This window comes from Aeromonas sp. 6P (assembly GCF_051919525.1).
In the GTDB taxonomy this organism is placed as follows: domain Bacteria; phylum Pseudomonadota; class Gammaproteobacteria; order Enterobacterales; family Aeromonadaceae; genus Aeromonas; species Aeromonas veronii.
Map to the genome: position 1 here is coordinate 4,566,691 of NZ_JBQBEO010000002.1, position 25,081 is coordinate 4,591,771.

General features: G+C 58.1%; 23 protein-coding genes. 18 read left to right on the plus strand and 5 right to left on the minus strand.

The genetic code is table 11. The annotated features are described in order from the left end of the window. Positions 1 to 61: 61 nt before the first annotated feature. The 5 genes from fhuB to ACTG2J_RS21340 all read right to left on the minus strand — a co-directional run bounded on the left by fhuB (position 62) and on the right by ACTG2J_RS21340 (position 7,592). The gene (gene fhuB / locus ACTG2J_RS21320) at positions 62 to 2,044 is read right to left on the minus strand and encodes a Fe(3+)-hydroxamate ABC transporter permease FhuB (protein WP_439989146.1); all 1,983 of its coding nucleotides are present in this window, start codon (positions 2,042 to 2,044) and stop codon (positions 62 to 64) included. After that, positions 2,041 to 2,925 (minus strand): ABC transporter substrate-binding protein, encoded by an 885-nt coding sequence (locus tag ACTG2J_RS21325; protein WP_252656616.1) that lies wholly within the window; start codon positions 2,923 to 2,925, stop codon positions 2,041 to 2,043. The genes fhuB and ACTG2J_RS21325 overlap by 4 nt, the downstream gene beginning before the upstream one ends. Before the next feature lie 33 nt (positions 2,926 to 2,958). Beyond that, positions 2,959 to 3,723: an ATP-binding cassette domain-containing protein gene (locus ACTG2J_RS21330; protein ID WP_439989145.1), complete on the minus strand. Its 765-nt coding sequence runs from the start codon at positions 3,721 to 3,723 to the stop codon at positions 2,959 to 2,961. Positions 3,724 to 3,769: 46 nt separating this feature from the next. Beyond that, on the minus strand, positions 3,770 to 5,416 hold the full coding sequence (locus ACTG2J_RS21335; protein ID WP_439989144.1) for a multidrug ABC transporter permease/ATP-binding protein: 1,647 nt from the start codon (positions 5,414 to 5,416) through the stop codon (positions 3,770 to 3,772). 79 nt (positions 5,417 to 5,495) lie between these two features. Then, entirely contained in the window at positions 5,496 to 7,592 is a 2,097-nt protein-coding gene (locus tag ACTG2J_RS21340) for a TonB-dependent siderophore receptor (protein ID WP_439997867.1), read from the minus strand. 396 nt (positions 7,593 to 7,988) lie between these two features. Here ACTG2J_RS21340 and mioC point away from each other — a divergent pair, with 396 nt between their 5' ends. The 18 genes from mioC to ACTG2J_RS21430 all read left to right on the plus strand — a co-directional run bounded on the left by mioC (position 7,989) and on the right by ACTG2J_RS21430 (position 25,073). Then, complete coding sequence (gene mioC / locus ACTG2J_RS21345) at positions 7,989 to 8,438, plus strand: FMN-binding protein MioC (RefSeq protein ID WP_033138545.1); 450 nt, start codon at positions 7,989 to 7,991, stop codon at positions 8,436 to 8,438. Positions 8,439 to 8,946: 508 nt separating this feature from the next. Beyond that, positions 8,947 to 10,836: a tRNA uridine-5-carboxymethylaminomethyl(34) synthesis enzyme MnmG gene (gene mnmG, locus ACTG2J_RS21350; protein WP_058056584.1), complete on the plus strand. Its 1,890-nt coding sequence runs from the start codon at positions 8,947 to 8,949 to the stop codon at positions 10,834 to 10,836. Between the two features lie 8 nt (positions 10,837 to 10,844). Further along, positions 10,845 to 11,471 (plus strand): 16S rRNA (guanine(527)-N(7))-methyltransferase RsmG, encoded by a 627-nt coding sequence (rsmG, locus tag ACTG2J_RS21355; protein WP_031227633.1) that lies wholly within the window; start codon positions 10,845 to 10,847, stop codon positions 11,469 to 11,471. A 26-nt stretch (positions 11,472 to 11,497) separates the two neighbouring features. Beyond that, positions 11,498 to 12,301 carry a ParA family protein gene (locus tag ACTG2J_RS21360; RefSeq protein WP_005357226.1) on the plus strand — a complete coding sequence of 268 codons (804 nt, stop codon included), beginning with the start codon at positions 11,498 to 11,500 and terminating at the stop codon, positions 12,299 to 12,301. Further along, positions 12,298 to 13,206 (plus strand): ParB/RepB/Spo0J family partition protein, encoded by a 909-nt coding sequence (locus ACTG2J_RS21365; protein WP_005342343.1) that lies wholly within the window; start codon positions 12,298 to 12,300, stop codon positions 13,204 to 13,206. The genes ACTG2J_RS21360 and ACTG2J_RS21365 overlap by 4 nt, the downstream gene beginning before the upstream one ends. 190 nt (positions 13,207 to 13,396) lie before the next feature. Beyond that, positions 13,397 to 13,807 carry an ATP synthase subunit I gene (locus ACTG2J_RS21370; protein WP_162628463.1) on the plus strand — a complete coding sequence of 137 codons (411 nt, stop codon included), beginning with the start codon at positions 13,397 to 13,399 and terminating at the stop codon, positions 13,805 to 13,807. Between the two features lie 8 nt (positions 13,808 to 13,815). Then, positions 13,816 to 14,598, plus strand: a complete 783-nt coding sequence (gene atpB / locus ACTG2J_RS21375) for a F0F1 ATP synthase subunit A (RefSeq protein ID WP_005339335.1) — start codon at positions 13,816 to 13,818, stop codon at positions 14,596 to 14,598. A gap of 58 nt (positions 14,599 to 14,656) precedes the next feature. Then, a complete protein-coding gene (atpE, locus tag ACTG2J_RS21380; RefSeq protein ID WP_005307205.1) occupies positions 14,657 to 14,899 on the plus strand; it encodes a F0F1 ATP synthase subunit C in 243 nt (80 codons plus the stop codon). A 54-nt stretch (positions 14,900 to 14,953) separates the two neighbouring features. Next, positions 14,954 to 15,424 (plus strand): F0F1 ATP synthase subunit B, encoded by a 471-nt coding sequence (atpF, locus tag ACTG2J_RS21385; protein WP_005339336.1) that lies wholly within the window; start codon positions 14,954 to 14,956, stop codon positions 15,422 to 15,424. Between the two features lie 13 nt (positions 15,425 to 15,437). Next, the gene (atpH, locus tag ACTG2J_RS21390) at positions 15,438 to 15,971 is read left to right on the plus strand and encodes a F0F1 ATP synthase subunit delta (protein WP_005339341.1); all 534 of its coding nucleotides are present in this window, start codon (positions 15,438 to 15,440) and stop codon (positions 15,969 to 15,971) included. A gap of 15 nt (positions 15,972 to 15,986) precedes the next feature. After that, positions 15,987 to 17,528, plus strand: coding sequence for a F0F1 ATP synthase subunit alpha (gene atpA, locus ACTG2J_RS21395; RefSeq protein ID WP_005339342.1), 1,542 nt, complete (start codon positions 15,987 to 15,989; stop codon positions 17,526 to 17,528). A 43-nt stretch (positions 17,529 to 17,571) separates the two neighbouring features. Beyond that, on the plus strand, positions 17,572 to 18,438 hold the full coding sequence (atpG, locus tag ACTG2J_RS21400) for a F0F1 ATP synthase subunit gamma (protein WP_005339343.1): 867 nt from the start codon (positions 17,572 to 17,574) through the stop codon (positions 18,436 to 18,438). A 33-nt stretch (positions 18,439 to 18,471) separates the two neighbouring features. After that, entirely contained in the window at positions 18,472 to 19,860 is a 1,389-nt protein-coding gene (atpD, locus tag ACTG2J_RS21405) for a F0F1 ATP synthase subunit beta (protein WP_005339344.1), read from the plus strand. A gap of 18 nt (positions 19,861 to 19,878) precedes the next feature. Beyond that, on the plus strand, positions 19,879 to 20,307 hold the full coding sequence (locus ACTG2J_RS21410; protein ID WP_005339345.1) for a F0F1 ATP synthase subunit epsilon: 429 nt from the start codon (positions 19,879 to 19,881) through the stop codon (positions 20,305 to 20,307). Positions 20,308 to 20,401: 94 nt separating this feature from the next. Next, positions 20,402 to 21,769 carry a bifunctional UDP-N-acetylglucosamine diphosphorylase/glucosamine-1-phosphate N-acetyltransferase GlmU gene (gene glmU / locus ACTG2J_RS21415; protein ID WP_439989142.1) on the plus strand — a complete coding sequence of 456 codons (1,368 nt, stop codon included), beginning with the start codon at positions 20,402 to 20,404 and terminating at the stop codon, positions 21,767 to 21,769. A gap of 20 nt (positions 21,770 to 21,789) precedes the next feature. Next, complete coding sequence (locus ACTG2J_RS21420) at positions 21,790 to 23,193, plus strand: undecaprenyl-phosphate glucose phosphotransferase (protein ID WP_439997868.1); 1,404 nt, start codon at positions 21,790 to 21,792, stop codon at positions 23,191 to 23,193. Continuing rightward, positions 23,177 to 24,532 (plus strand): outer membrane beta-barrel protein, encoded by a 1,356-nt coding sequence (locus ACTG2J_RS21425; protein WP_439997869.1) that lies wholly within the window; start codon positions 23,177 to 23,179, stop codon positions 24,530 to 24,532. Before ACTG2J_RS21420 ends, ACTG2J_RS21425 begins: the two co-directional genes overlap by 17 nt. Position 24,533: 1 nt before the next feature. Beyond that, positions 24,534 to 25,073: a polysaccharide biosynthesis/export family protein gene (locus tag ACTG2J_RS21430; RefSeq protein WP_201963337.1), complete on the plus strand. Its 540-nt coding sequence runs from the start codon at positions 24,534 to 24,536 to the stop codon at positions 25,071 to 25,073. Positions 25,074 to 25,081: the final 8 nt, after the last annotated feature.

A 25,081-nucleotide genomic window follows, 5' to 3' on the forward strand; every position in this document is an offset into this window, starting at 1 on the left:
CAAACAATAAAAAGCCCGGGCTAATCCCGGGCTTTTTATTGTGCGTTTTTTGTCCGCGAACCTAGAGGCGACGCAGGCACCACATGAAGTAAGCGCCCCCTAACAAGGTGGAGACCAGCCCGACCGGCACCTCCTGCGGGAAGAGGACCTGCTGGCCAACCCAGTCAGCCGACACCATCAACAGGGCACCGGAAGCGGCGGCCCCAAGCAGGTGCCAGCGTGCCCGCACCAACCCCATCAGCTTGGCCATATGTGGCGCCAATAGACCGACGAACGAGAGCGGCCCGACCACCAGGGTGGCGCTGGCAGTGAGCACGGCCACCAGCAGCAAGATGGCGAGCTGGGCACGGTTGAGGCGAATGCCAAGCGCAGTCGCTACAGCACTCCCCATCGGTAGCAGATCGAGCCAACGACTCACCAGCAGGCAGGCGGCCAGCATCAACAACGCCAGCCCCACCAGCCCACAGGCCACCGGCAGGGTGACGTAATAGGTGGAACCGGACATCCAGGAGAGCAGTTGCTGCACCCGCAGGTCACCGTTGGCCAGCGCGATAGCCTGCAGCGGCTCAAACAACGCTGTGATGGCGATACCTGAGAGCAGGATCCGCTCCGGCTGGAAGCCGTGCTTGCGATTAATCACCACCAGCAGCAACAGGCAGCCGAAGGCACCGAGCAAGCCACCGGACAGCATCAGCGGCAGGGGCAATGCAGGCAGCAACAGCGCCGTCGCTATCACCCCCATAAAGGTGCCGCCGCTCACCCCCAGCAGCTCCGGGCTCGCCATAGGATTGTTGCTGACCCGCTGCAACAGGGTGCCCGCCAGCGCCAGCAACACGCCAGCAGCTCCCGCCGCCAGAGTGCGCGGCAACCGCCACTCCAGCTGGGCCTGCCAGCGGAGCCAGCTTGGCCAGCTCCAGCCCGTCATTCCCTGCCCCAACAGCAGGGTGGCGACCACGGCCAGCAGCAGCCCGACCAGCAACAGGCCGATAAGGCGAGCCGGAGCCGGATGGCGAGCCACCAGCAGGCCAGCGTTTGCCTTAGGCGTACCCGACTTGATACCTAGGCGCGGGATCAGCCAGAGCAGCAGCGGCGCCCCCAGCAGGGCGGTCATGGCGCCGGTGGGGATCAAGACTGGCCAGAAGCGACTCAGACTCTGCAGCAACAGATCGGTCGCCGCCAGCAGCAGGGCGCCGAGGATTGGAGCCCACAGCAGCCGCTGGCCAAGCTGGCGGATCCCGAGCAACCGCACCATGGCGGGCGCTGCCAACCCGATAAAGCCGATCAGCCCCACCACGCTCACCACGCAAGCGGTGACAAACACCGCCAGCCCCAGTCCGGCAAAACGCAGATGTTGAAGGGAGACCCCCAGACTGCGGGCGCTGGCATCATCCAGCTCCAGCACCGCCAGCGGGCGTACCAGCACAACGGCCAGCACCGCAGCTGCCAGCAGGCGGGGCAACAGGTAACTCACCCCGCTCCAGCTATTCTGCACTAGCGAACCACTGCCCCACACCAGCAAACCTTTCAGCTCCTCCTGAAAGAACAGCAAGAGCCCCATGCTGATGGCCGCCAGATAGAGGTTGATCACCAGCCCGGCAAAGACGATGACCACCGGATTGAGCTGACGACGCCAGGCCAGGGCAAACACCAGTGCCATCGCGAGGCAGCCACCGGCCATGGCGATCCACTCCCGCCCCAGCAACAGCCAGGAGGGGGCAAACAGGGTCACCATCATCAACGCCAGTTGGGCACCGGAGGCCACCCCCAAGGTGGTCGGTGACGCGAGCGGGTTGCGCAGCACCTGCTGCATCAGGGTGCCCGCCAGCCCGAGCGCCGCCCCGGCCAGCAGGGTGACCGCCAAGCGGGGCAACCAGCTGAAATGCACCACCGCTTGGCTGACGTCATTAAGATTGGGGGCGAAGAGGCTCTGCCACCAGAGCGCAGCGGGCAGCTGGCGAGCCAGCTCCCAATACGCGAGCGAGAGGGTCAACCCCAGCAGGATCGAGACCGGCCGCAGCAGCGGCGATGTGAGCAGTCGCTTCATCGGCTCGCCTCCATACGCTCGGCATCTTGCAACAATGCATCGCTGAGCAGACCGGCGAAACGGCGGGCGGCCAATACGCCACCAAAACTCCAGACCGCAGGCAGATGCAGCACGGGCGCCTGCCTTACCAGCGGCAGATGCTGCCACAGCCCAGGCTCCTGCAGCCGTTCGCTCACCCCTACCGGGATGGGATCGACCACCACCAGCCGCGCGGTTGGCAAGGTCATAAACTGCTCGATGCTGACCACCGAGAAACCCCAGTCATTGGTCTGCTCCTGCCAGCCATTACGCAGCCCAAGCCGCGTCATCACCGCATCGAACAGGCTGTGGCGACCAAACACCCGCACATGGCGCTCATCGATAAACTGCACCACCAGCAGGGGCGGCAGATCCGCAGGCAATCCGGCCTGCATACTGGCGAGATCCCGATCCAGCCCGGCCAGCAGCCATTCGCCCTCGGCGGTTTTGCCCACCATACGGGCGAGAGTCAGGGTCACCTCGTGCAGCCGCTGCCACAGATCGGTTTGCCCATCATAGAGGGCGATGGTACTCACCGGCGCGATGCGGGAAAGAGTTGGCGCCAGCGGGGCCGCCAGCGGCGAGATGAGGATGCGATCGGGTTTGAGCTCCGCCAGCAACTCGCGGTTGGGCTGGGTGCGCAGGCCGATATCCACCACTCCGGCGGGCAGCCGTGGCTCACCGACCCAGGCCTGATAGGGGCCAGCATCCCCCACAGCCAGCGGCGTCACCCCGAGCGCCAGCAGGGTTTCGGCTATGGTCCAGTCGACGGTGGCGATACGGGGTAGCGGCGCAGAAGCGATCGGGGATGTGTCGGCCTGCGCCACAAGTGGTAACAACAGGCTGATAAGGCAGGGAGCCATCTTCTTCAATAAAAGGTTCAAGGATGCCCCCGGTCAGACGATGGCGATGGGATGAGCATGAGCCGGGTGGCGAATGACCTCCATCGGAATGCCATAGATGGCGTGCAGGGTCTCGCTGGTCATGAGCCCCTCAGGTTCACCGTGGGTAAGCAGGCTGCCGGAGTGGAGCGCCACCAGCCGATCACAGAAGCGGGAAGCCATATTGATGTCGTGAATGACGATGATGACCCCGAGGTTGAGCTGACGGCTCAACTGCTTGACGAGCGTGAGCACCTCCACTTGATGGGCCACATCCAGCGCGGCCAGCGGCTCGTCCAGCAGGATGAAGCGGCTCTCCTGCGCCAGCAGCATCGCCAGCCAGACCCGCCCCCGCTCGCCGCCGGAGAGGGTATCCACCAGCCGATCGGCAAAGCGTTCGGTATGGGTAAGGGCGATGGCCCGCTCGACCTGACGGTGATCCTCCGCCCCCATCCGGCCCAGCAGGCCGCGCCAGGGGTAGCGGCCCATCTCCACCAGCTCCCGCCCGAGCAGATTCTCGGCGCTCGGCAGATGCTGGGGCAGATAGGCCACCTGACGGGCAAACTCCCGGTTGCCCCAGTCGGGTAGCGGCTTGCCATCGAACAGGATCTCGCCGTCGCTGAGGGGTTGCTGGCGTGCCAGCAGCTTGAGCAGGGTCGATTTGCCCGACCCATTGTGGCCGATGAGGCCATAGACCTGTCCCTGCTCGAAACGCAGGTCGGTGGGGTGCAGCAGCGTGCGGTCGTTCACCACAAAACTCGCTGATTTCATCTCAAACATAAGCAATTCCTGTGCTGGCTTGCCGCCAGTCTCATCGGTGCCGGCATCAAGCCGGCACCTCACAATCCAGATGGGCGATCGCATCGCGGCTCACTGCGGCGCGGCACGCCCCGGTCAGTTCGGTGAGCTGACCCTGACGCATCTCCAGCAGGCGATCAGCCAGCGGGAAGTAGTGATCGTCGTGACTGATGGCAATCACCGTCTTGCCCATCTCCTTGAGGCGCGGCAACAGCACCTGATAGAAGATGCGGCGGAACTGGGGATCCTGATCCGCAGCCCACTCGTCAAACAGCATCACCTCGCGCTGCTCGGCCAGCGCCAGCAGCAGGGCGACCCGCTTGCGCTGCCCCTGAGAGAGTTCGATATCGGCGATAAAGCCATCCTCGATGGTGAGCTTGCGGCCCATCTGCAACCGCTCCAGCCACTCGGCCACCAGCTCATCCTTGGGTTCCGGCCCCAGCAGGTGCTGGAACAGGTGATAGTCGGTGAAGATGGCGGAGAAGAGCGCCAGATAGCCGTTGCGATCGGTGACGGGTTCACCATCCAACAGGATGCGGCCCGATACCGGCTGGTAAAGGCCGGTCAACAGCATGGCCAGCGTCGACTTGCCGGAGCCATTGCCGCCGATGATGAAGATCTGCTCCTCCTTTTCGATGACCAGATCGATGGGGCCAACGGCAAAACCGCCCTCCCCCTGATAGTGAAAGCTCACCTGCTCCAGCTCGATACGCTGCCAGGGGCGGATGGCGGGCGGCAGCGGGAAGTCCGCATCCGGCTCGGCCAGATTGAGGGCGGCTATCTTGTCGAACGCCACCTGAGCGGCAAGCAGGGTCGGCAGGGCGCCAATCCCCTGCAACAGCGGGGTGCGCAGGAACAGCAGGGTCAGGGCGAAGGTGGCGGCCACATTGGTGTTGGCCCAGCCAAGGCCGTTGGCCAGAAAGAAGACCAGACCGATGGCCCCCAGCATCATGATATTCGACCAGTTCACCGCGCTCAGGTGATAGGTGTCGGCGCGAATGATCTGCTGGCGGTAGTCACGGGCATTTTGCTCATAGAGCTGGTGGTAAACGAAGTGAGCCCGCTCGCGGTTGAGCGCCAGCTCCTTGCTGCCGGCGATGATGGCCTGATAGTTCTGATAGAGCCGATCTTCGGCCTGACGCATGTGGGAGAGATGGCGATAAACACGGTTCACCAGCAACCAGCCCACCACCATGGTGACGGTGACCCAGAGTGCGGTCACCCCGAGTAATGCAGGAGAGAGCCAGCCAAGATAGAGGGCAGAACCAAGCGTGAGCACCAGTCCCTGCACCAGCTCCGGCAGGCGCACGAAGGCGATGGTGATCTGGCCGATATCGCTGGAGAGGGAGGCCAGCAGCGGCCCCTGACCTATCTGGCGAATGCGGGCGACATCGGTATCCAGCAGTTGCTTGAGCAGACGGCCGCGCAACCGGTAGACAAAATGGTGACCGAGAGTGGTCAGGGCCAGCTGAGATCCGAGAGTGATCACCAGCAGCAACACAATCAGGCCGACCAGCTGACCGAGGATCGGCAGCGGATCACCTATAGATTCGATAAGAGACTGATTGATAAAAGCAATGACGCCAATCCCGCTGACGGCACTGAGCAGACTGAGCAGGGTAATGGCGATAAAAGGCCAACGATATTGGCGATAAACCAGAGACAAGAGTTCCATAACGGACCGGTATTCCAGAGAGATCAGAACAACTGCGGGTGAAAAGAAGGGCGGGAATCCGGTTCCCGCCCGACTTCGATTACCAGCGGTAGTTGATGCTGCCCACTACGCTGCGCGGCTCGCCGTAGTAGCAGTAGTAGTCACAACTGGCCACGTAGGTTTCACCCAGCAGGTTGTTGACGTTGAGCTGGGCACGCCAGTTCTTGGCAAAGTCATACCCGATCATCGCATCCCAGACGGTATGGGCCGGCACCTCGGCAGAGCCGTAGATGGGGGTATAGTCCGCATTCACGGCGCCAATACCCACGCTGGAACCGATATAACGCACACCGGTCCCCAGCTCCAGACCCGAAGCCACCCCTTGCTGCACCTTGTAGTTATCCCAGAAGGAGGCCTGGTGCCGCGGGATCAGGCTGGCACGTCGATCGCCACTGCCGGTGTCGTTAGTTTTGGCATCGGTGTAGGTATAAGCAGCGGTCAGACGCAGTGCATCGGTCACCTGCACGCTCCCTTCCAGCTCAACCCCCTGAGAGGTCACTTCACCCGCCTGGGTCTGCTGGCCGGAACCGGTAGAGACCAGCGAGTTGGTCTGGGCCAGATCGAACAGCGCCAGATTGATGTAACCGTCGAGGAAGGCAGGCGCATACTTCACGCCGGTCTCGTAGAGCTTGCCCTTGAGCGGCTTGTAGGAGTTTCGGGTGTTAGGATCGATCCCCGGCAGCACCTCGAACGACTCGGCATAGGCAAAGTAGGGAGAGAGGCCGTTGTCAGCCAGATACATCAGGCTGCCCGAGAGGGATAGCTCGTGATCGTACTGGCGCTCGTCCTTGCTGGTATTGGTGTTGTGGGTCTCCACATAGTCAAAACGGCCACCGGCAGTCAGCAACCAGCGATCGTCCCAGCGGATCTGGTGCTGGGCATAGAGGCCGCTCTGGCCCTTGCTGCTCTTCTGGTGAGTGGCGGTCGATTCGTCAAAACCGGGGAAGCCGCTGTAATCCGGGTTCATGGTATTGATGGAGCCCATACCGTAGTTGTCGGCCTCGACCCCTTCATTGACATGACGCTGCAGATCAACCCCCAGCAACAAGGTCTGCTCGGTGCTGTCGGTGTTCCAGTAGCCCACCATCTGGTTGTCCATGGTGGCACTCTTGGTATTGCCATCGCGGTAAACCAGGCCACGACTGGCGGTTGTGCCTTCATAGGTCGGGAAGATATAGGTCTGGCGCAGCAGCAGATCGTTATAGTTGAAGCGGACGTTCTGCTTGAACTCCCAAGTCTGGTTGAGCTGGTGGGCCAGCTCATAACCGGTGGAGATCTGGGCATTGCGGTTGCTATCGTAATCCGGCTGACTCAGGTTGGTGGAGGGATCAATCTGGCCACCTGACGTATTCAGGGTGCCATAGACCGGGAAGAAGCCGTTGGTCGGGACCCCTTCGTCGTGCAGGAAGCTGGCCAGCAGGGTCAGACTGGTACGATCCGAAAGATCGAAGGTGATGCTGGGCGCCAGATAAACCCGATCGTTGTAAGTACCGGTAAGCACACCATCACGCTCTTTATAAAGAGCAACCATGCGGTAGCGGCTGTTGTCGGAGAGCGCGTCAGAGACATCCACCCCGACCTGACGATGATCCCGGCTGCTAAGCTGCAGATCTACCTGCCCTTGCGGCGTGGCGGTCGGTCGCTTGCTGATGGCATTGATCACCCCGCCCGGAGGCGCCTCACCGTAAAGGATCGAGGCTGGCCCCTTCAGCACTTCCACACTCTCCAGACCGAACGGTTCCGGCGTCCAGACGTAGTAGCCGGTGCCAAACAAGCGGTTGCCATCCAGATAAGAGGCGGCATCGAAGCCACGCACCTTGAACCAGTCGGTGTTGTTGTCGGATCCATAGAGACCGGTCAATACGCCGGAACGGTAGCGAATCGCTTCATCCAGCTGCAACACGGCGTGCTGATCCAGTTCCTCGCGATTAACCACGGAGACGGCGCGAGGGGTCTCGGCCATCGGCACTTCCACCTTCATGGCCGTACCGGTCACCACCATGGTTTCGCTGGCTTTGGGCAGCTCAGCGGTGGTTTGTTCGGCCATCAGCGGCAGAGAGACGAGCAAACCGGAGAGCGAAAGCACGCCGAAGGCGCCCTTCTTGCCGGGGCCTGTAGTGTATTTTTGCGCAATCATATTAAAGTCTCGTTTATCAATGAGTTATGTTGTTTTAATTGTTATTTGTGGTCGTTTGTCACGACATCACCCTGTTCCATGGGCGAATAAAGCAGCGCAATCGTACTACAGGAGCCGTGATCGAATCGATTCAATAATTGCTAATCATTTGCATCTACATTGTTATCTAGCTGCATCGTTGGCAGGATTTCGCGGGGGATGGGCGTCATCAGGAGAGCCATTAGCGGAGAAGAAAATGAAGAGGAATATAAAGAAGCAGAAAAAAGATCGGCAGGATGGATCCGGCTGCATTATCTGACTGGATCCATTATCCCCAAGCTTTATCCATATTTATCCACACCCTTTGGCGGTAGAATCCGGCTTTCCGTTTCTTTGTCTGAAATCAGGATCCATTCCATGGCCAAACTCAATCTCGTCGTCGGCTCCATGCTGGGCGCCGCCGAATATGTCGCAGACCACGTCGCCAACCTGCTGGAACAGGCTGGCCACCAGACCCGCATCCACAACCCGGCCAAGCTGGCAGAGGTGCTGGATGATGCGGGATCCATCCTGCTGGTGGTCACTTCCACCCATGGTGCCGGGGATGTGCCCGACAACCTGCAACCCTTCGCCAAGGATCTTGCCGAGCAGCATCCGGATCTTAATTCATTGAAATATGGCGTGATCGCCCTTGGCGACAGCAGTTATGACACCTTTTGCCAGGGTGGCAAGACGCTGGATCGGCTGCTGGCCGAGTGCGGTGCCAGCCGGATCGGCGAGCGGCTCGACATCGATGTGACCCAACACGAGATCCCCGAAGATGCCGCAGAAGTGTGGATCCGCGACTGGATGACGATGATCGCCTGATCAGCGTGCGGGAGATCCTGAAAAAAAGCTTGATCTCCCCACTTATCCCCAGATCGACTATCCACCATGTTATTAACAGATTGATCCGGGGGAGTTGTTCTACAAGGTTACCCACAACGCCCAGGGGTAATGTGCATAACTACGGTGTAAAGCTCTGCAAAACCTATAGTTATCCATGTATTAGATCCAGACCGACAGACCTCTGTGTATAAAAGTCCTGGTTATCCCCTCGTTCACCGGGCCAGGATCCAAGCTTTTCCACAAGCTAGGATCGTCCTTAAATTAATGATCTTTATGATCAAAAAGTGCTTATCAACAGAAAGGGCGGATCCTAATAAGAGATCCAGTAAAAGATCGATCTAAAGATCCTTAAGATCTAATTAGTGGATCCTCCCTTCATACTGAACGTTAAGTAGACGTTCCCCTCAGGACGCGAAACAGATAGAATGTTCCGCCCTTTAGCCCAGGCAAATAAAGATCTTCAGGCGTGCAGATCAAGGTGATCCCAATGCAATACCATGAACAATTTGATGTGATCGTCGTCGGTGGCGGTCATGCCGGAACCGAAGCAGCAACAGCGGCAGCCCGTATGGGCATGAACACCCTGTTGCTGACCCACAATATCGATACGCTGGGACACATGTCCTGTAATCCGGCGATCGGCGGGATCGGCAAGGGACACCTGGTCAGGGAAGTTGACGCACTCGGCGGGATCATGGCACGTGCCATCGATCTTGGCGGGATCCAGTTCCGCACCCTCAACTCCTCCAAGGGCCCGGCAGTGCGAGCCACCCGTGCCCAGGCGGATCGCCTGCTCTACAAGGCCGTCGTTCGCCAGATGCTGGAGAATTACCCGAACCTGAAGATCTTCCAGCAAGCCTGTGACGATCTGATCATGGACGGGGATCGTGTTGCCGGTGTGGTCACCCAAAGCGGGATCCGCATCAGCGGCAAAACTGTGGTGCTGACGGTCGGTACCTTCCTGAATGGTTTGATCCACATCGGGATGGAAAACTACAAGGGCGGCCGTGCCGGGGATCCTCCCTCGATCGCTCTGGCCCAGCGCCTGCGTGAGCTGCCGCTGCGCATCGATCGTCTCAAGACGGGCACCCCGCCGCGCATCGATGCCCGCAGCGTCGATTTCTCCGTAATGCAGGAGCAGCACGGCGACGATCCTCGTCCGGTCTTCTCGTTTATTGGCGATGCCAGCCAGCATCCCCGTCAGGTGCCCTGCTACGTCACCCACACCAACGAGCGTACCCACGAAGTGATCCGCAATAACCTGGATCGCAGCCCCATGTACGCCGGGGTCATCGAAGGGATCGGCCCGCGCTACTGCCCGTCGATCGAAGACAAGATCACCCGTTTCGCCGACAAGACGGCGCACCAGATCTTCGTCGAGCCGGAAGGCCTGACCACCCACGAGCTTTACCCGAACGGGATCTCCACCAGCCTGCCGTTTGACGTGCAGGTGCAGATCGTTCGCTCCGTGCGCGGCTTCGAGAACGCCCACATCACCCGCCCGGGTTATGCCATCGAGTACGATTTCTTTGATCCGCGGGATCTCAAGGCCAACATGGAGAGCAAGTGCATTCCAAATCTGTTCTTTGCCGGCCAGATCAACGGCACGACCGGCTACGAAGAGGCGGCGGCACAAGGCCTGATGGCCGGCCTGAACGCGGCCCTGCGTGCCCAGGACAAGGATCCCTGGAACCCGCGTCGGGATCAGGCCTACATGGGAGTGATGATGGACGATCTCTCCACCCTGGGGACCCGCGAGCCTTACCGCATGTTCACCAGCCGCGCCGAATATCGCCTGCTGCTGCGGGAAGACAACGCCGATATCCGCCTGACTGCCATCGGTCGCGAACTGGGTCTGGTGGATGACGAGCGCTGGAGCAAATTCAACGCCAAGATGGAACAGGTCGAGCTGGAGCGTCAGCGCATGCGTTCAACCTGGATCCACCCGCAACATCCGTCACTGGAGGCAGTCAACGCCCTGGTCAACACCCCGCTGACCCGCGAACAGAGTCTGGAAGAGCTGCTGCGTCGCCCCGAGGTGACCTATGATGCGCTGATGGCCATCGAAGGGGTCGGCCCTTCCGTGACCGATCCTGCCGCGGCCGAACAGGTTGAGATCCAGATCAAGTACGCCGGTTACATCGAGCGTCAGCACGATGAAGTGGAAAAGCAGCTGCGCAACGAGAACACCCTGCTGCCGCTGGATCTGGACTATCGCGAGGTGAACGGCCTCTCCAACGAGGTGAAAGCCAAGCTGAACGATGCCAAGCCGCAGACCATTGGTCAGGCTTCCCGCATCTCCGGCATCACCCCGGCGGCCATATCCATCCTGCTGGTTCACCTGAAAAAACACGGCCTGCTGCGTAAAACCGCCTGAGGAATCCCATGTTGGAAAGATTGAACGGCCTGCTCAAGCAGGCCGAAATTGTTATCACCGATACCCAAAAGAGCCAACTGGTGCAGTTGGTCGAGTTGCTGCACAAGTGGAACAAGGCTTACAATCTCACCTCGGTGCGAGATCCGGACGCCATGCTGGTCAAGCATATCCTCGATAGTCTGGTGGTAAGCCCCCACTTGCACGGTGAGCGCTTCATCGATGTGGGGACAGGTCCCGGCCTGCCGGGATTGCCGCTGGCGATCATCAATCCGGACAAGCAGTTCGTCCTGCTCGACAGTCTGGGCAAGCGGATCAACTTCATCCGCCAGGTGATCCAGGAGCTGGGTCTGACCAATGTGACGCCGGTCAAATCCCGGGTTGAAGAGTATCAACCCGAGGTGGGATTTGATGGTGTACTGAGTCGGGCATTTGCCTCTCTGGAGGACATGCTGAGCTGGTGTCACCACCTGCCGTCAGAACAGGGCAGCTTCCTGGCGCTCAAGGGACAATATCCCGAGCAGGAGCTGGCCCAGTTGCCTGCCAATATCCGTCTGGTAGCCTGTCATGAGTTGCGGGTGCCGGAGCTGGAAGGCGAACGTCATCTGCTGGAATTCAAACATATCCAGCCCGAATAGGGTCGCAGTTTCATTTAGGGGATCGTGTGGGAAAAGTCATCGCCATAGCCAACCAGAAGGGTGGAGTGGGTAAAACCACCACCTGTGTGAATCTGGCCGCCTCCATGGCTGCCACCCGGCGCAAGGTGCTGGTGATCGATCTGGATCCGCAGGGCAATGCCACCATGGGCAGCGGTGTCGACAAGTATGACGTCGAGCGCACCGCCTATGAGCTGCTGATCGAGGATGCCCCCATCAGCGAAGTGATCATCCCCGAAACCACCGGGGGCTATCACCTGATTGCCGCCAACGCCGACGTGACCGCGGCTGAAATCCGTCTGATGGAATTTTTCGCCCGCGAAATCCGCCTGCGCAATGCGCTGGCCTCGGTGCGGGACAAATACGACTACGTCTTCATCGACTGCCCGCCCTCTCTCAACATGCTGACCGTGAACGCCATGGCCGCCGCCGACTCCGTGCTGGTGCCCATGCAGTGCGAATATTACGCGCTGGAGGGGCTCACCGCCCTGGTCGACACCATCAGCAAGCTGGCCGCCGTGGTCAATCCGGAGCTCAAGATCGAAGGGGTGCTGCGCACCATGTTCGATCACCGCAACCGGCTGGCCAATGATGTGTCCGATCAGCTAAAACAGCACTTTGGCGACAAAGTCTACCGCACCATCATTCCCCGCAACGTTAGACTGGCTGAGGCCCCGAGTTTCGGTGCCCCGGCCATGCACTATGACAAATCATCGGTGGGCGCCAAGGCCTACCTGGCACTGGCTGGCGAGATCCTGCGCCGCCAGGAGCAGGAACGTCAGGCGACCATCGCAGACCGAGAGAGCATATGACTCCGAAAAAACGTGGACTGGGCAAGGGGCTGGATGCCCTGCTCAGTACCAGCACGGCTGCCCGCCAGAAACAGGTGATGAGCGATCAACGTACTGAAGAGGCCATGGCCCCCACCAATCAGGGCGAGCTGCGCAAGCTGCCGGTGGAGTGGTTGCAGTCCGGCAAGTACCAGCCCCGCAAGGACATGTCCCAGGATGCACTGGAAGAGCTTGCCAACTCCATCCGCGCCCAAGGGGTGATCCAGCCCATCGTGGTACGCCCTCTCGGCGAACAATCCTTCGAAATCATCGCCGGTGAACGGCGCTGGCGCGCGTCCCAGCTGGCGCGGCTCGAGGTGGTGCCCTGTATCGTCAAGGATGTACCCGACGAGGCTGCCGTCGCCATCGCGCTGATTGAGAATATTCAGCGGGAAGACCTTAATGCCATCGAAGAGGCGGTCGCTCTACAAAGACTGCTGACCGAATTTGAACTCACCCACCAGCAGGTGGCCGAGGCGGTGGGCAAGTCCCGCACCACGGTGACCAACCTGTTGCGTCTCAACCAGCTCAACGACGACGTGAAGCGTTTCGTCGAGCATGGCGACCTCGACATGGGCCATGCCCGTGCCCTGCTGGCCCTGAGCGGGCAGGCCCAGTCTGAACTGGCCAAGCTGGTTGCCCAGAAAGGGCTGACCGTACGCGATACCGAGAAGCTGGTGCAAAAAGCGCTCGAACCGGCAAAAGCCAGGGTCGAACCGGCCCGTGATCCGCAGATCGGCTACCTGGAGCGCCAACTGGCAGAAAAAATTGGCAATCAGGTGCAACTTCAGCCTGGCAAGCGGGATAGCGGGAAGTTAGTAATAAGTTACGAGAATTTGTCCGATTTGGACCGTATATTGGGCTATTTTGGCGTGTCGGAATCGTGATTTTTACGCTTTTTGTAGTAATAAAACATCCATTCCTTTTGATATGACCATAACCCTGATTTGCCGCGGAAAGCCGCAAAAATTAAGGATTTTTGTCATATTGCAATAGCTGCCCTCAAGGGTATAATTTGACCGGCTTTAAGAGCTGTTAACATGGGGTCTTCGGATCCCGATTTTTTACAGTTCTGTAATGTTCAGGGGTAGGTTGGTGAAGCAGAAAATAGCCTTGGAAGGTTTGACACTGGCCTTGGTTATGCTCGTTTGTCAGCTCATCCTGATCCTGGCGATGAGTGCCGTCTGGTTTTACCTGACTGGTGCCAGCGCCGGTTATTCCGCCCTCTACGGAGGGGGGATGTACTGGGTTCCTCAAGCCTTGTTTACTGTCTGGGTGCTGCGCCGCGAGGTGACAACCGAGAGTGTGGGCCTGGTTTTGCGGGACTTTTATGGTGGGGCAGGGATTAAGCTCATTTCTACAACAGGTCTATTCGCCCTGATGTTTGGTGCGGGAGTCGAGGTCGTTACCGTCTCGTTTTTCGCCACTTATATCCTCGCCCTCGTTGTACAGTGGATGGTTTCATTCACGCTTAACAACCACTATTAGGAAAACTCATGTCTGCAACCGGAGAAGTCCTGACTCCTCAGGGATATATCTCCCACCACCTGACCCACCTTCAAGTCGGGTCCGGGTTCTGGACGGTCAATATCGACTCAATGGTATTTTCCGTCGTGCTAGGCGCCCTGTTTATCCTGCTGTTCCGCAAAGTAGCCGTTAACGCTACCAGCGGGGTGCCGGGTAAGCTGCAGTGCTTTGTGGAGATGCTGGTCGAGTTTGTGAATGGTAACGTCAAAGACATCTTTCACGGTCGCAACAAGGTCATCGCACCTTTGGGGCTGACGGTGTTTGTGTGGATCTTCCTGATGAACTTCATGGATCTGATCCCCGTTGACTTTATCCCTCACGCTGCACAATTGATGGGTATTCCCTATCTGCGTGTGGTTCCCTCTGCTGACGTTAACATCACCATGTCCATGGCTTTGGGCGTGTTCTTCTTGATCCTGTATTACAGCATCAAGGTCAAGGGTATCGGCGGGTTTGTGAAGGAGCTGACGCTTCAGCCTTTCAACCACCCGGCGGCCATCCCGGTTAACCTCATCCTGGAAACTGTTACGCTGATTTCCAAACCTGTTTCTCTGGGTCTTCGACTGTTCGGCAACATGTATGCTGGCGAACTGATCTTTATCCTGATTGCTGGTTTGTTACCCTGGTGGTCACAGTGGATCCTGTCCGTGCCTTGGGCAATTTTCCACATCCTGATCATCACTTTGCAGGCATTCATTTTCATGGTTCTGACCATCGTCTATCTGTCGATGGCGCAGGAAGACCATGGTTGATGCAACTCAAATAATCCTTTTTATACAATCAATTACATCTAAATAACTGGAGATCCTCATGGAAAACTTGAACATGGACCTGCTGTACATCGCTGCTGCAATGATGATGGGTCTGGCTGCTATCGGCGCTTCCATCGGTATCGGTATCCTGGGTGGCAAGTTCCTGGAAGGTGCTGCTCGTCAACCGGATCTGATCCCTGTTCTGCGTACCCAGTTCTTCATCGTAATGGGTCTGGTGGATGCGATCCCGATGATCGCCGTTGGTCTGGGTCTGTACGTGATGTTTGCGGTTGCTGGCTAAGTCGTTACGACTCTCCAGGCATAACCCATTAACTAACTTAAGAGGACATCGGCTGTGAATATCAATGCCACCCTCCTCGGCCAAGCAATTGCTTTTTTCTTCTTCGTAGTGTTTTGCATGAAGTACGTATGGCCGCCGCTGATTGCTGCCATCGAAGCCCGTCAGAAAGCTATTGCTGACGGTCTCTCTTCTGCCGAACGTGCCAAGAAAGATCTGGATTTGGCCAAGGCCAACGCCACCGATCAGCTGAAAGAAGCCAAGCTGCAGGCTGCTGAAATCATTGAGCAGGCTAACAAACGTAAAGCCCAGATCATTGATGAAGCTGCCGCTGGTGCCCAGTCTGAGCGGGAAAAAATCCTGGCTCAGGGCCGTGCCGAGATCGAAGCTGAACGTCATCGTGCCAAAGAAGAACTGCGTAAGCAGGTTGCTGCTCTTGCCATTGCTGGTGCAGAGAAGATCCTGGCGCGTCAAATCGACCAGGCTGCCAACAGCGACATCGTCGACAAACTGGTAGCAGAACTGTAACGGGAACGGGGCTATGTCTGAACTGACTACAATCGCTCGCCCCTACGCCAAGGCTGCTTTCGAGTTTGCCGTTGAGCACAAGGCGGTTGACCAGTGGCTGGGTATGCTCGGTTTCGCTGCGCAAGTAGTGGAAAACGAGACCATGCACAACCTGGTAAACGGCTCTGTGGCCGCCGAAGAGCTGGCAACGCTGTTTGTCGGTGTCTGCGGTGAGCAACTCGACGTGCATGGCCAGAACCTGATCCGGGTGATGGCCGAGAATGGTCGCTTGGGTGTGCTGCCGGCGGTCGTTGCTGAATTTGTAGCGTTCAAAGCTGAACTGGATAAAGAGGTTCAGGCTGACGTGATTTCGGCGATCGAACTGACCGACCAGCAGAAAGCCAATATTCAGGCTTCTCTGGAACAACGTCTCGCGCGCAAAGTGAAGCTGAATTGCAGCATCGATGCGTCCTTGATGGCCGGGGTGCTCATCAAGGCCGGTGATCTGGTAATCGACGGCACAGTCCGCGGTAAGCTGGATCGCATGGCTGACGCGCTGCAATCTTGATTGGGGTATTAGAGCATGCAACTGAATTCCACTGAAATCGCCGAGCTGATCAAGCAGCGCATTGCGCAGTTTGATGTAAAGAGCGAAGCGCGTAACGAAGGTACTATCGTCTCTGTGAGCGACGGTATCATTCGTATTCACGGCCTGGCTGATGCCATGCAGGGTGAGATGATCGAGCTGCCGGGCAACCGCTACGCTCTGGCATTGAACCTGGAGCGTGACTCCGTCGGTGCGGTGATTATGGGTTCCTATGACGGTCTGTCAGAAGGAATGAAAGTAAAAGGTACTGGCCGCATTCTGGAAGTGCCGGTAGGTCGTGGTCTGTTGGGCCGGGTGTTGAACACCCTGGGTCAGCCGATCGACGGTAAAGGTCCGATCGACAACGACGGCTTCTCGCCGATCGAAGTGATCGCACCGGGCGTTATCGAGCGTAAGTCTGTTGACCAGCCGGTCCAGACCGGTCTGAAAGCCATCGATGCCATGATCCCTATCGGTCGTGGCCAGCGTGAGCTGATCATCGGTGACCGTCAGGTTGGTAAGACCGCCATCGCGATCGACACCATCATCAACCAGAAAGATTCCGGCATTAAGTGTGTCTACGTTGCGATTGGCCAGAAGGCCTCCACCATCGCCAACGTGGTGCGCAAGCTGGAAGAGCACGGTGCCCTGGCCAACACCATCGTGGTGGTTGCCTCTGCCTCCGAAGCGGCTGCTCTGCAGTACCTGGCTCCGTATGCCGGTTGCTCCATGGGTGAGTACTTCCGTGACCGCGGTGAAGACGCGCTGATCATCTATGATGACCTGTCCAAACAGGCCGTAGCTTATCGCCAGATCTCCCTGCTGCTGCGCCGTCCGCCAGGACGTGAAGCTTACCCGGGTGACGTTTTCTATCTGCACTCCCGTCTGCTGGAGCGTGCTGCTCGCGTTAACGCCGAGTACGTAGAGAAGTTCACCAAGGGTGAAGTGAAAGGCAAGACCGGCTCTCTGACCGCGCTGCCGATCATCGAAACCCAGGCTGGTGACGTATCTGCGTTCGTTCCGACCAACGTGATCTCCATCACCGATGGTCAGATCTTCCTGACTTCACAGCTGTTCAACTCCGGTATTCGTCCGGCGGTTGACCCGGGTATCTCTGTATCCCGTGTAGGTGGTGCTGCTCAGACCAAGATCGTCAAGAAGCTGTCCGGTGGTATCCGTACCGCGCTGGCCCAGTATCGCGAACTGGCGGCCTTCGCCCAGTTCTCTTCCGATCTGGACGAGGCGACTCGCAAGCAGCTGGATCACGGTGTGAAAGTGACCGAGCTGATGAAGCAGAAGCAGTACTCTCCGCTGAGCGTGGCTCACCAGTCTCTGGTGCTGTTCGCTGCCGAGAAAGGCTATCTCTCCGATGTCGAGCTGAACAAAATCGTCGACTTCGAAGCCGCTCTGCTCTCTTACGCCAATACCCAGCATGCCGAGCTGATGGCTGAAATCAATGCCAAAGCCGACTACAACGACGCGATCGTTGGCAAGCTGACTGCGTTGCTGGATAGCTTCAAAGCAACCCAGACCTGGTAAGCGTGTGTGGCAGCGTGAGCTGCCACTTGATGGAGAGTAAGAGATGGCCGGCGCAAAAGAGATACGTAACAAGATCGGGAGTGTGAAAAACACTCAGAAGATCACCGGCGCTATGGAAATGGTGGCAGCAAGCAAAATGCGCCGTGCGCAGGAACGCATGTCTGCCAGCCGTCCGTACGCTGAAACCATGCGCAAGGTGATCGGCCATATCGCTCAGGGGAACTTGGAATACAAGCACCCCTACCTCATCGAACGTGAGGTCAAGCGAGTGGGTTACATCGTCGTCTCCACCGACCGTGGCCTGTGTGGTGGTCTGAACATCAACCTGTTCAAGGCTGCCCTCAATGATATGAAGCAATGGAGCGCGAAAGGTGCCAAGGTTGACCTGGCACTGATCGGTAACAAGGCCTCCAACTTCTTTGAACGGCACGGCGCCAAGGTTAAAGCTCATGTCGCAGGACTGGGCGATAGTCCGAGCGTCAATGACCTGATTGGTTCAGTCAAGGTCATGCTGAAGGCTTACGACAACGGTGAGATTGACAAGCTGTATCTGGTGTACAACAAGTTCGTCAACACCATGGTGCAGCAACCACGGGTCGATCAACTGCTGCCTTTGCCCGTAACTGAAGACAGCAAGCTCGCCAAGAAACACCACTGGGATTACCTCTATGAGCCGGATCCCAAGAAGCTGCTGGATACCCTGCTGGTTCGCTACGTCGAATCTCAGGTTTACCAGGGTGTAGTGGAAAACTTGGCAAGTGAACAGGCAGCCCGAATGGTTGCCATGCAAGCCGCGACTGACAACGCCGGTAACCTGATTAACGATCTGCAACTGGTATACAACAAGGCCCGTCAGGCCAGTATTACCCAGGAGCTGACAGAGATCGTATCCGGTGCTGCTGCGGTGTAAGGCAAGGGTTATCAAAGGTTTAGAGGATTTGACATGAGTAACGGTTTCATCGTCCAAATCATCGGCGCTGTGGTGGACATCGAGTTCCCGCAGAATGCCGTGCCCCAGGTGTACGATGCACTGAAGGTCGTTAGCGAAGGTCAAGGCCAGGGTCTGGTGCTGGAAGTTCAGCAACAGATCGGTGGCGGCGTCGTTCGTTGCATCACCATGGGCTCCTCCGACGGTCTGCGTCGTGGGTTGGAAGTAGTGAATAGCGGTAAATCCATCCAGGTTCCGGTCGGTACTGCGACTCTGGGTCGGATCATGAACGTACTGGGTGAGCCAATCGACGAAAAAGGTCCGATCGGTGAAGAAGAGTGCTGGTCTATCCACCGCGCTGCCCCCAGCTACGAAGATCAGTCCAACAGCAACGATCTGCTGGAGACCGGCATCAAGGTTATCGACCTGGTATGCCCGTTCGCCAAGGGTGGTAAAGTTGGTCTGTTCGGTGGTGCCGGTGTAGGCAAAACCGTAAACATGATGGAGCTGATCCGTAACATCGCGATCGAGCACAGTGGTTACTCTGTGTTCGCCGGTGTAGGTGAGCGTACCCGTGAGGGTAACGACTTCTACCACGAGATGATGGAGTCCAACGTACTGGACAAAGTATCTCTGGTTTACGGTCAGATGAACGAGCCGCCCGGAAACCGTCTGCGCGTTGCGCTGACCGGCCTGACCATGGCCGAGAAGTTCCGTGACGAAGGTCGTGACGTACTGTTCTTCGTAGATAACATCTACCGTTACACCCTGGCCGGTACCGAAGTATCCGCACTGCTGGGCCGTATGCCTTCCGCAGTAGGTTACCAGCCGACCCTGGCCGAGGAGATGGGTGTTCTGCAAGAACGTATCACCTCCACCAAGACCGGTTCCATCACCTCCGTACAGGCCGTTTACGTTCCTGCGGATGACTTGACTGACCCGTCTCCGGCGACCACCTTCGCCCACCTGGATGCGACCGTCGTACTGTCCCGTCAAATCGCGGCACTGGGTATCTACCCGGCCGTTGACCCGCTGGACTCTACCTCTCGTCAGCTGGATCCGCTGGTGGTTGGCAAAGAGCACTACGAGACCGCTCGTGGCGTTCAAACCGTACTGCAGCGCTACAAAGAGCTGAAGGACATCATCGCCATCCTGGGTATGGATGAACTGTCAGAAGAAGACAAACTGACCGTAGCCCGTGCCCGTAAGATCGAGCGTTTCCTGTCCCAGCCGTTCTTCGTAGCAGAAGTGTTTACCGGTTCTCCGGGTAAATACGTGCCGCTGAAAGAGACCATCCGTGGTTTCCAGGGCATCCTGAAAGGCGAGTATGACGATCTGCCCGAGCAGGCGTTCTACATGGTTGGCGGTATCGACGAAGTCGTCGAGAAATCCAAGAAACTGTAAGCCTCGACAGGAGGGCCCATGGCAGAGATGATCTCCTTTCACCTGGACGTGGTGAGCGCCGAAGGAAAACTGTTTTCCGGTCGCGTGCAATCTGCTCAGGTATCAGGCTCCGAAGGTGAGTTGGGTCTCCGCCACGGTCATGCTCCGTTGCTGACTGCCATCAAGCCGGGCCTGGTCCGCTTGGTGAAGCAGAACGGAACTGAAGAGGTGCTGTACATCTCCGGCGGTATGCTGGAAGTACAACCTGAATCCGTGACCGTGCTGGCGGACACCGCGATTCGTGCTGACGACTTGGATGAGGCGAAAGCCCAGGAAGCCAAGCGCGCAGCCGAAGAGCGGATCCACAGCTCCCATGGTGATATCGACTACGCCCAGGCCGCCACCGAGCTGGCCAAGGCGATGGCTCAACTGCGAGTCATCGATATCGTCAAAAAGAATTACCGCTAATAACGGTGATGTAAAAAGCGACCTTCGGGTCGCTTTTTTTTTACCCGTTGGATAGACTCCGCCGAGTATTTCCTCATGTTCCAAAGGTCAATTTATGTCCCTCAACGTCGTGATCCTGGCTGCGGGTAAAGGTACCCGCATGCGCTCTTCCCTGCCCAAGGTACTGCACCCGGTAGCCAACAAACCTATGGTTTCCCATGTGATCGATACTGCACGTCAGGTCGGTGCCGAGCAGCTGCATCTGGTCTATGGCCACGGTGCCGAGCTGCTGAAAGAGCGGATCGTGGCGGCTGATGTGAACTGGGTGCTGCAAGCTCAGCAGCTGGGGACAGGTCACGCCGTCGCCCAGGCCATCCCGTTCTGGAAGGATGAAGACGACGTGCTGGTGCTCTACGGCGATACCCCGCTGATCCAGCCCGAGACCCTGCAGCGCTTGCTCGCCGCCAAAGCGGAAAACGGGATGGCACTGCTGACCGTGGTGCTGGACAACCCCACCGGCTATGGCCGCATCGTCCGTGAAAACGGTCTGGTGGTCGGTATCGTTGAGCAGAAGGATGCCAATGCCGAACAGCTGGCGATCCGTGAGGTGAATACCGGCGTGCTGGTGGCCAATGGGGGCCAGTTGCGTCAATGGTTGTCTCGTCTCGACAACAAAAACGCCCAGGGCGAGTTCTATCTGACCGATGTGATCGCGATGGCTCGCGGCGATAATTGCCCGATTGCCGCCGTTCATCCGGAGCGCGCCGCTGAAGTGGAAGGGGCCAACAATCGGGTGCAATTGGCTCAGCTTGAACGTAGCTATCAGCAGATGCAGGCCGAGAAACTTATGATTGCAGGTGCAACCATGATCGACCCCGCACGCTTTGATTTGCGTGGGGTTTTGGAAATTGGTGAAGAGGTTGTTATTGATGCAAACGTCATCATTGAGGGCAAGGTGACTCTCGGCAATCACGTTCGTATCGGAGCCGGTTGCGTACTGAAAGATTGTGTCATTGGCGATCACACCGAGGTGAAACCCTACTCGGTCATCGAGGGTGCACAGGTGGCGGATCAGTGCTCAGTGGGTCCGTTTACCCGCTTGCGTCCGGGGGCGGTTCTGGAGCAGGATGCGCACGTTGGCAACTTCGTCGAGATGAAGAAGGCCCGTCTTGGTGTCGGTTCCAAGTGCGGTCATCTGACCTATCTGGGTGATGCCGAGATCGGTGCCGGGGTGAATATCGGAGCCGGTACCATCACCTGCAACTACGACGGGGTCAACAAATTCCAGACCATCATCGAGGATGATGTATTCGTCGGTTCTGATACCCAACTAGTAGCGCCTGTTCGCATCGGCAAGGGGGCCACCCTGGGTGCCGGCTCTACTATTACCAAGGACGTGGGCGAACATGAACTCGTGATTACCCGGGTACCCCAGCGCCATATCAAGAACTGGGCTCGTCCGGTCAAGAAAACTGATAAGTGATATCAGTATGAAGGCGACCCATGAACAAGCGAATTATCAAGCTCGCAGATGCGAGCCACAGTCTGTTTTCCCGCTTTGTCGATTTGGTGGGAATTTCAGTCTCAATGGTGCTGCTCTCGCGGCACTTTGGTTTGTTTCATGGGTTGGACGAGATGTCTCTGACCACGCTGGGCATGGTGGTCTTCTTTCTGGTTTCCCAGAATACCGGGCTTTATTGCAGCCGGGTTCGTAAATATTTGGCGCAGTCTCTGCTGCGCCTCATCTTCTCCTGGTTGGTAACCGCGACCCTGCTCTACCTGCTGGTCTATCTGGTTCCCCTCTTCAAACCTTACCACCCTTTCCCGCTGGAGCTGGCTGTGCTCTGGCTTGCCATGGCCTGCCTTATTTCCACCGGTTATCGGGTGCTGTACCAACTGGTGACCCTCTGGTTCAGCGGTGCTTCCTGTTGTCGTCGTGTGGCCATCATTGGCGTGACTCCGGCCGGACTGGCGCTGGAGAAATCCCTCTGGGAGAGTCCGCGTCACGCTATCCAGATGCTCGGATTTTTCGATGCCCGCAGCGAAGAGCGCTTCGGTTACCCGACTCGCAGTCCTCTGTTGGGTGATGTCGACGAGCTGCTCGAGCTGGCCCGCAAAGGGCTGGTCGACGAAGTCTATCTGGCGCTGCCCCTGACTGCCCGAGAGCGCATCAATAACTACCTCTACGAACTCTCCGATACCACGGTCGATACCTATCTGGTACCCGATTTCTACGAGTACGGCCTGACCGTATCCCACATCGATCGGGTGGGCGATATCTATACCTTCAGCTTTTTCGATTCCCCGTTTGAAGGTGGCGCCGCCCTGCTCAAACGGATTGAAGATCTGGTGCTGGGTTCGCTCATCCTGCTGCTCATCTCTCCGGTCATGGCGCTGGTGGCGCTCGGGGTGCGTCTCTCTTCACCCGGACCTGTGCTCTTCAAGCAGGATCGCTACGGCCTGGGGGGGAAACGGATCCAGGTCTGGAAATTCCGCTCCATGCGCGTCATGGAGAATGATGCCGTGGTGACTCAGGCAACCAGAGGCGATCCCAGAGTGACGCCATTCGGTGCGTTTTTGCGTCGTACCTCGCTGGATAAGCTGCCGCAATTTTTCAATGTGATTCAGGGTTCCATGTCGATCGTGGGGCCGCGTCCCCATGCCGTGGCGCACAATGAGCAGTACCGCTCACTGGTGGAGCGTTACATGCTGCGCCACAAGGTCAAACCGGGGATTACCGGGCTGGCCCAGATAAATGGATTTCGTGGTGAAACCGACACCCTCGACAAGATGGAGATGCGGGTCAAGTTCGATCTCAAGTACATCCAGTACTGGTCGCTCGGACTGGATTTCAAAGTCATTTTCCTGACTGTATTCAAAGGGTTTGTCGGTGCATCCGCTTACTAGCCTCGTTTGCGCCGGACTGCTGCTCTCCCCCTCTCTTTCAGTCCGCGCCGAGGTCACCCCCGTATCCCATCAGGGGCCGCTTGGTCTGGAGATCCAGACCGAGGTGGAGAGCCGTTACGGCCACGACAGCAACCTGTTGTGGCTGCGTGACAATGGTCAGGCGATTGGCTCCGATTTCGTCGGGATCACCCCGGAATTTCGCATGGTGGGCGAACGCGGCCTGGATCGCTATCAGTTCAGCTATCTGGGTGATTATCGTCGCTATGGCAGCAGCCATGCGGATGACTATGCCGATCACCAGTTCCAGTTTGACGGCAGCTGGCGCTTCTCCCTGCGCAACGCCTTCAAGCTGATGTACCAGTATCGGCTGGGCCATGAGGCGCGTGGCGAGGGGCTGACCGAAGGCTTTATGTTGCAGGGAGATGCCTCTCCTTGTCCCAGCGACGCTGATAAGAAAGGTCGTGCGCTCTGTGGTGATGCCACATTCGGCAGATTTCAGATAAATGAGCCGCTGCGCTTCAAACGCAGCGAAGTGGGTGGCCGCTACAGTTACGGCGCTCCCGATGCCAGAGGCAAGCTGGAGCTGGCGCTCTCCCACAAGGATCTGGGCTATCTCGACAAGCACCTCTACCTGCATGACTTTGAGCGCTATATGGCCGAGCAGGAGTGGCAGGAGAACACCGCCATTGTCGAGCTGTTCGATCAGGTGAGCCATGTCAGCCGTTTTCGTTACACCCTGCAGACCAATCTGCGACGCTATCCGGCCAATCCGCGCAAGGATTCCGACGAGTTTTTTTTCATCACAGGGGTGATTAGCCAGCTGACCGGCAAGACCCGGATCGATGCCAATATCGGCGGGATCTACAAGCGTTTCGTCAACGATCCGCAGGCGGAGAGTTTCAAAGGGCTGAACTGGGATCTGCGTCTGGAGTGGCAACCGCTCGATTACAGCAAGCTCGCGCTGCTCTCCAGCCGGACCATTCGTGATCCGGGTGGTGACGGCGGCTACGTCAGCAGCCAGCTATATGGCGCCGAGTGGCAGCACCACTGGTCACCCAGAGTGGCGACCATGCTCTCTTATCACGATATCCGGGATGATTATCACCAGTCGGTGGTCTGTGGTAACGACAACCGCCACCGTCAGGATGACATCCATCGCTGGGGCATGGGCATCAGCTACGACATTCGTCCCTCCGTCAATCTGGGGCTCCACTACCAGCAGGCCGACTCCGGTTCCAGCTTTGCCGGGCAGCCCATCGACATCGGTGGCAATTGTTATGGCCGGGCCCTCGGTTACGACAAACAACAGCTTTCTCTTTCACTCAAGGTAGCCATTTAACATGAACAAAAGCGTGATGGTGCTTCTGCTTGGCTGGTTGTTCAGCCTGTCGGTCTGGGCTGGCCAGAGCCCGCAAGGCAACGATTCCGCCTACCGGCTGGCGCCGGGGGACGAGGTCGAAATCCGGGTGTATGGCGAGCCGGATCTGTCGATGAAGTTCAAGGTCGATACCAGTGGCCACGTCAATTACCCCTATCTGGGTCAGGTGCTGCTGATGGGGCACACCACCACTGAGGTGGCCGAGCTGCTGACCAGAGGGCTCAAGCACGGCGTGCTGCTCGACCCCATGGTGACGGTCAACGTGACCACTTTCCGCCAGGTGTTTGTTGCTGGCGAGGTGGCTCACCCGGGTGGCTATGAATACCAGCCCGGCCTGACGGTGGAGAAGGCTGTCGCGTTGGCGGGTGGTTTCACCGATCGCGCCGCCAGACGGGATATCAGCCTGCGCCTCAATGGCAGCGATCAGTTGCTGGAAGAGGTGAGCCTGCAACGGCAGCTCAATCCCGGCGACATCATCACCATCGAACAAAGTTTCTTCTGATCCAGGAC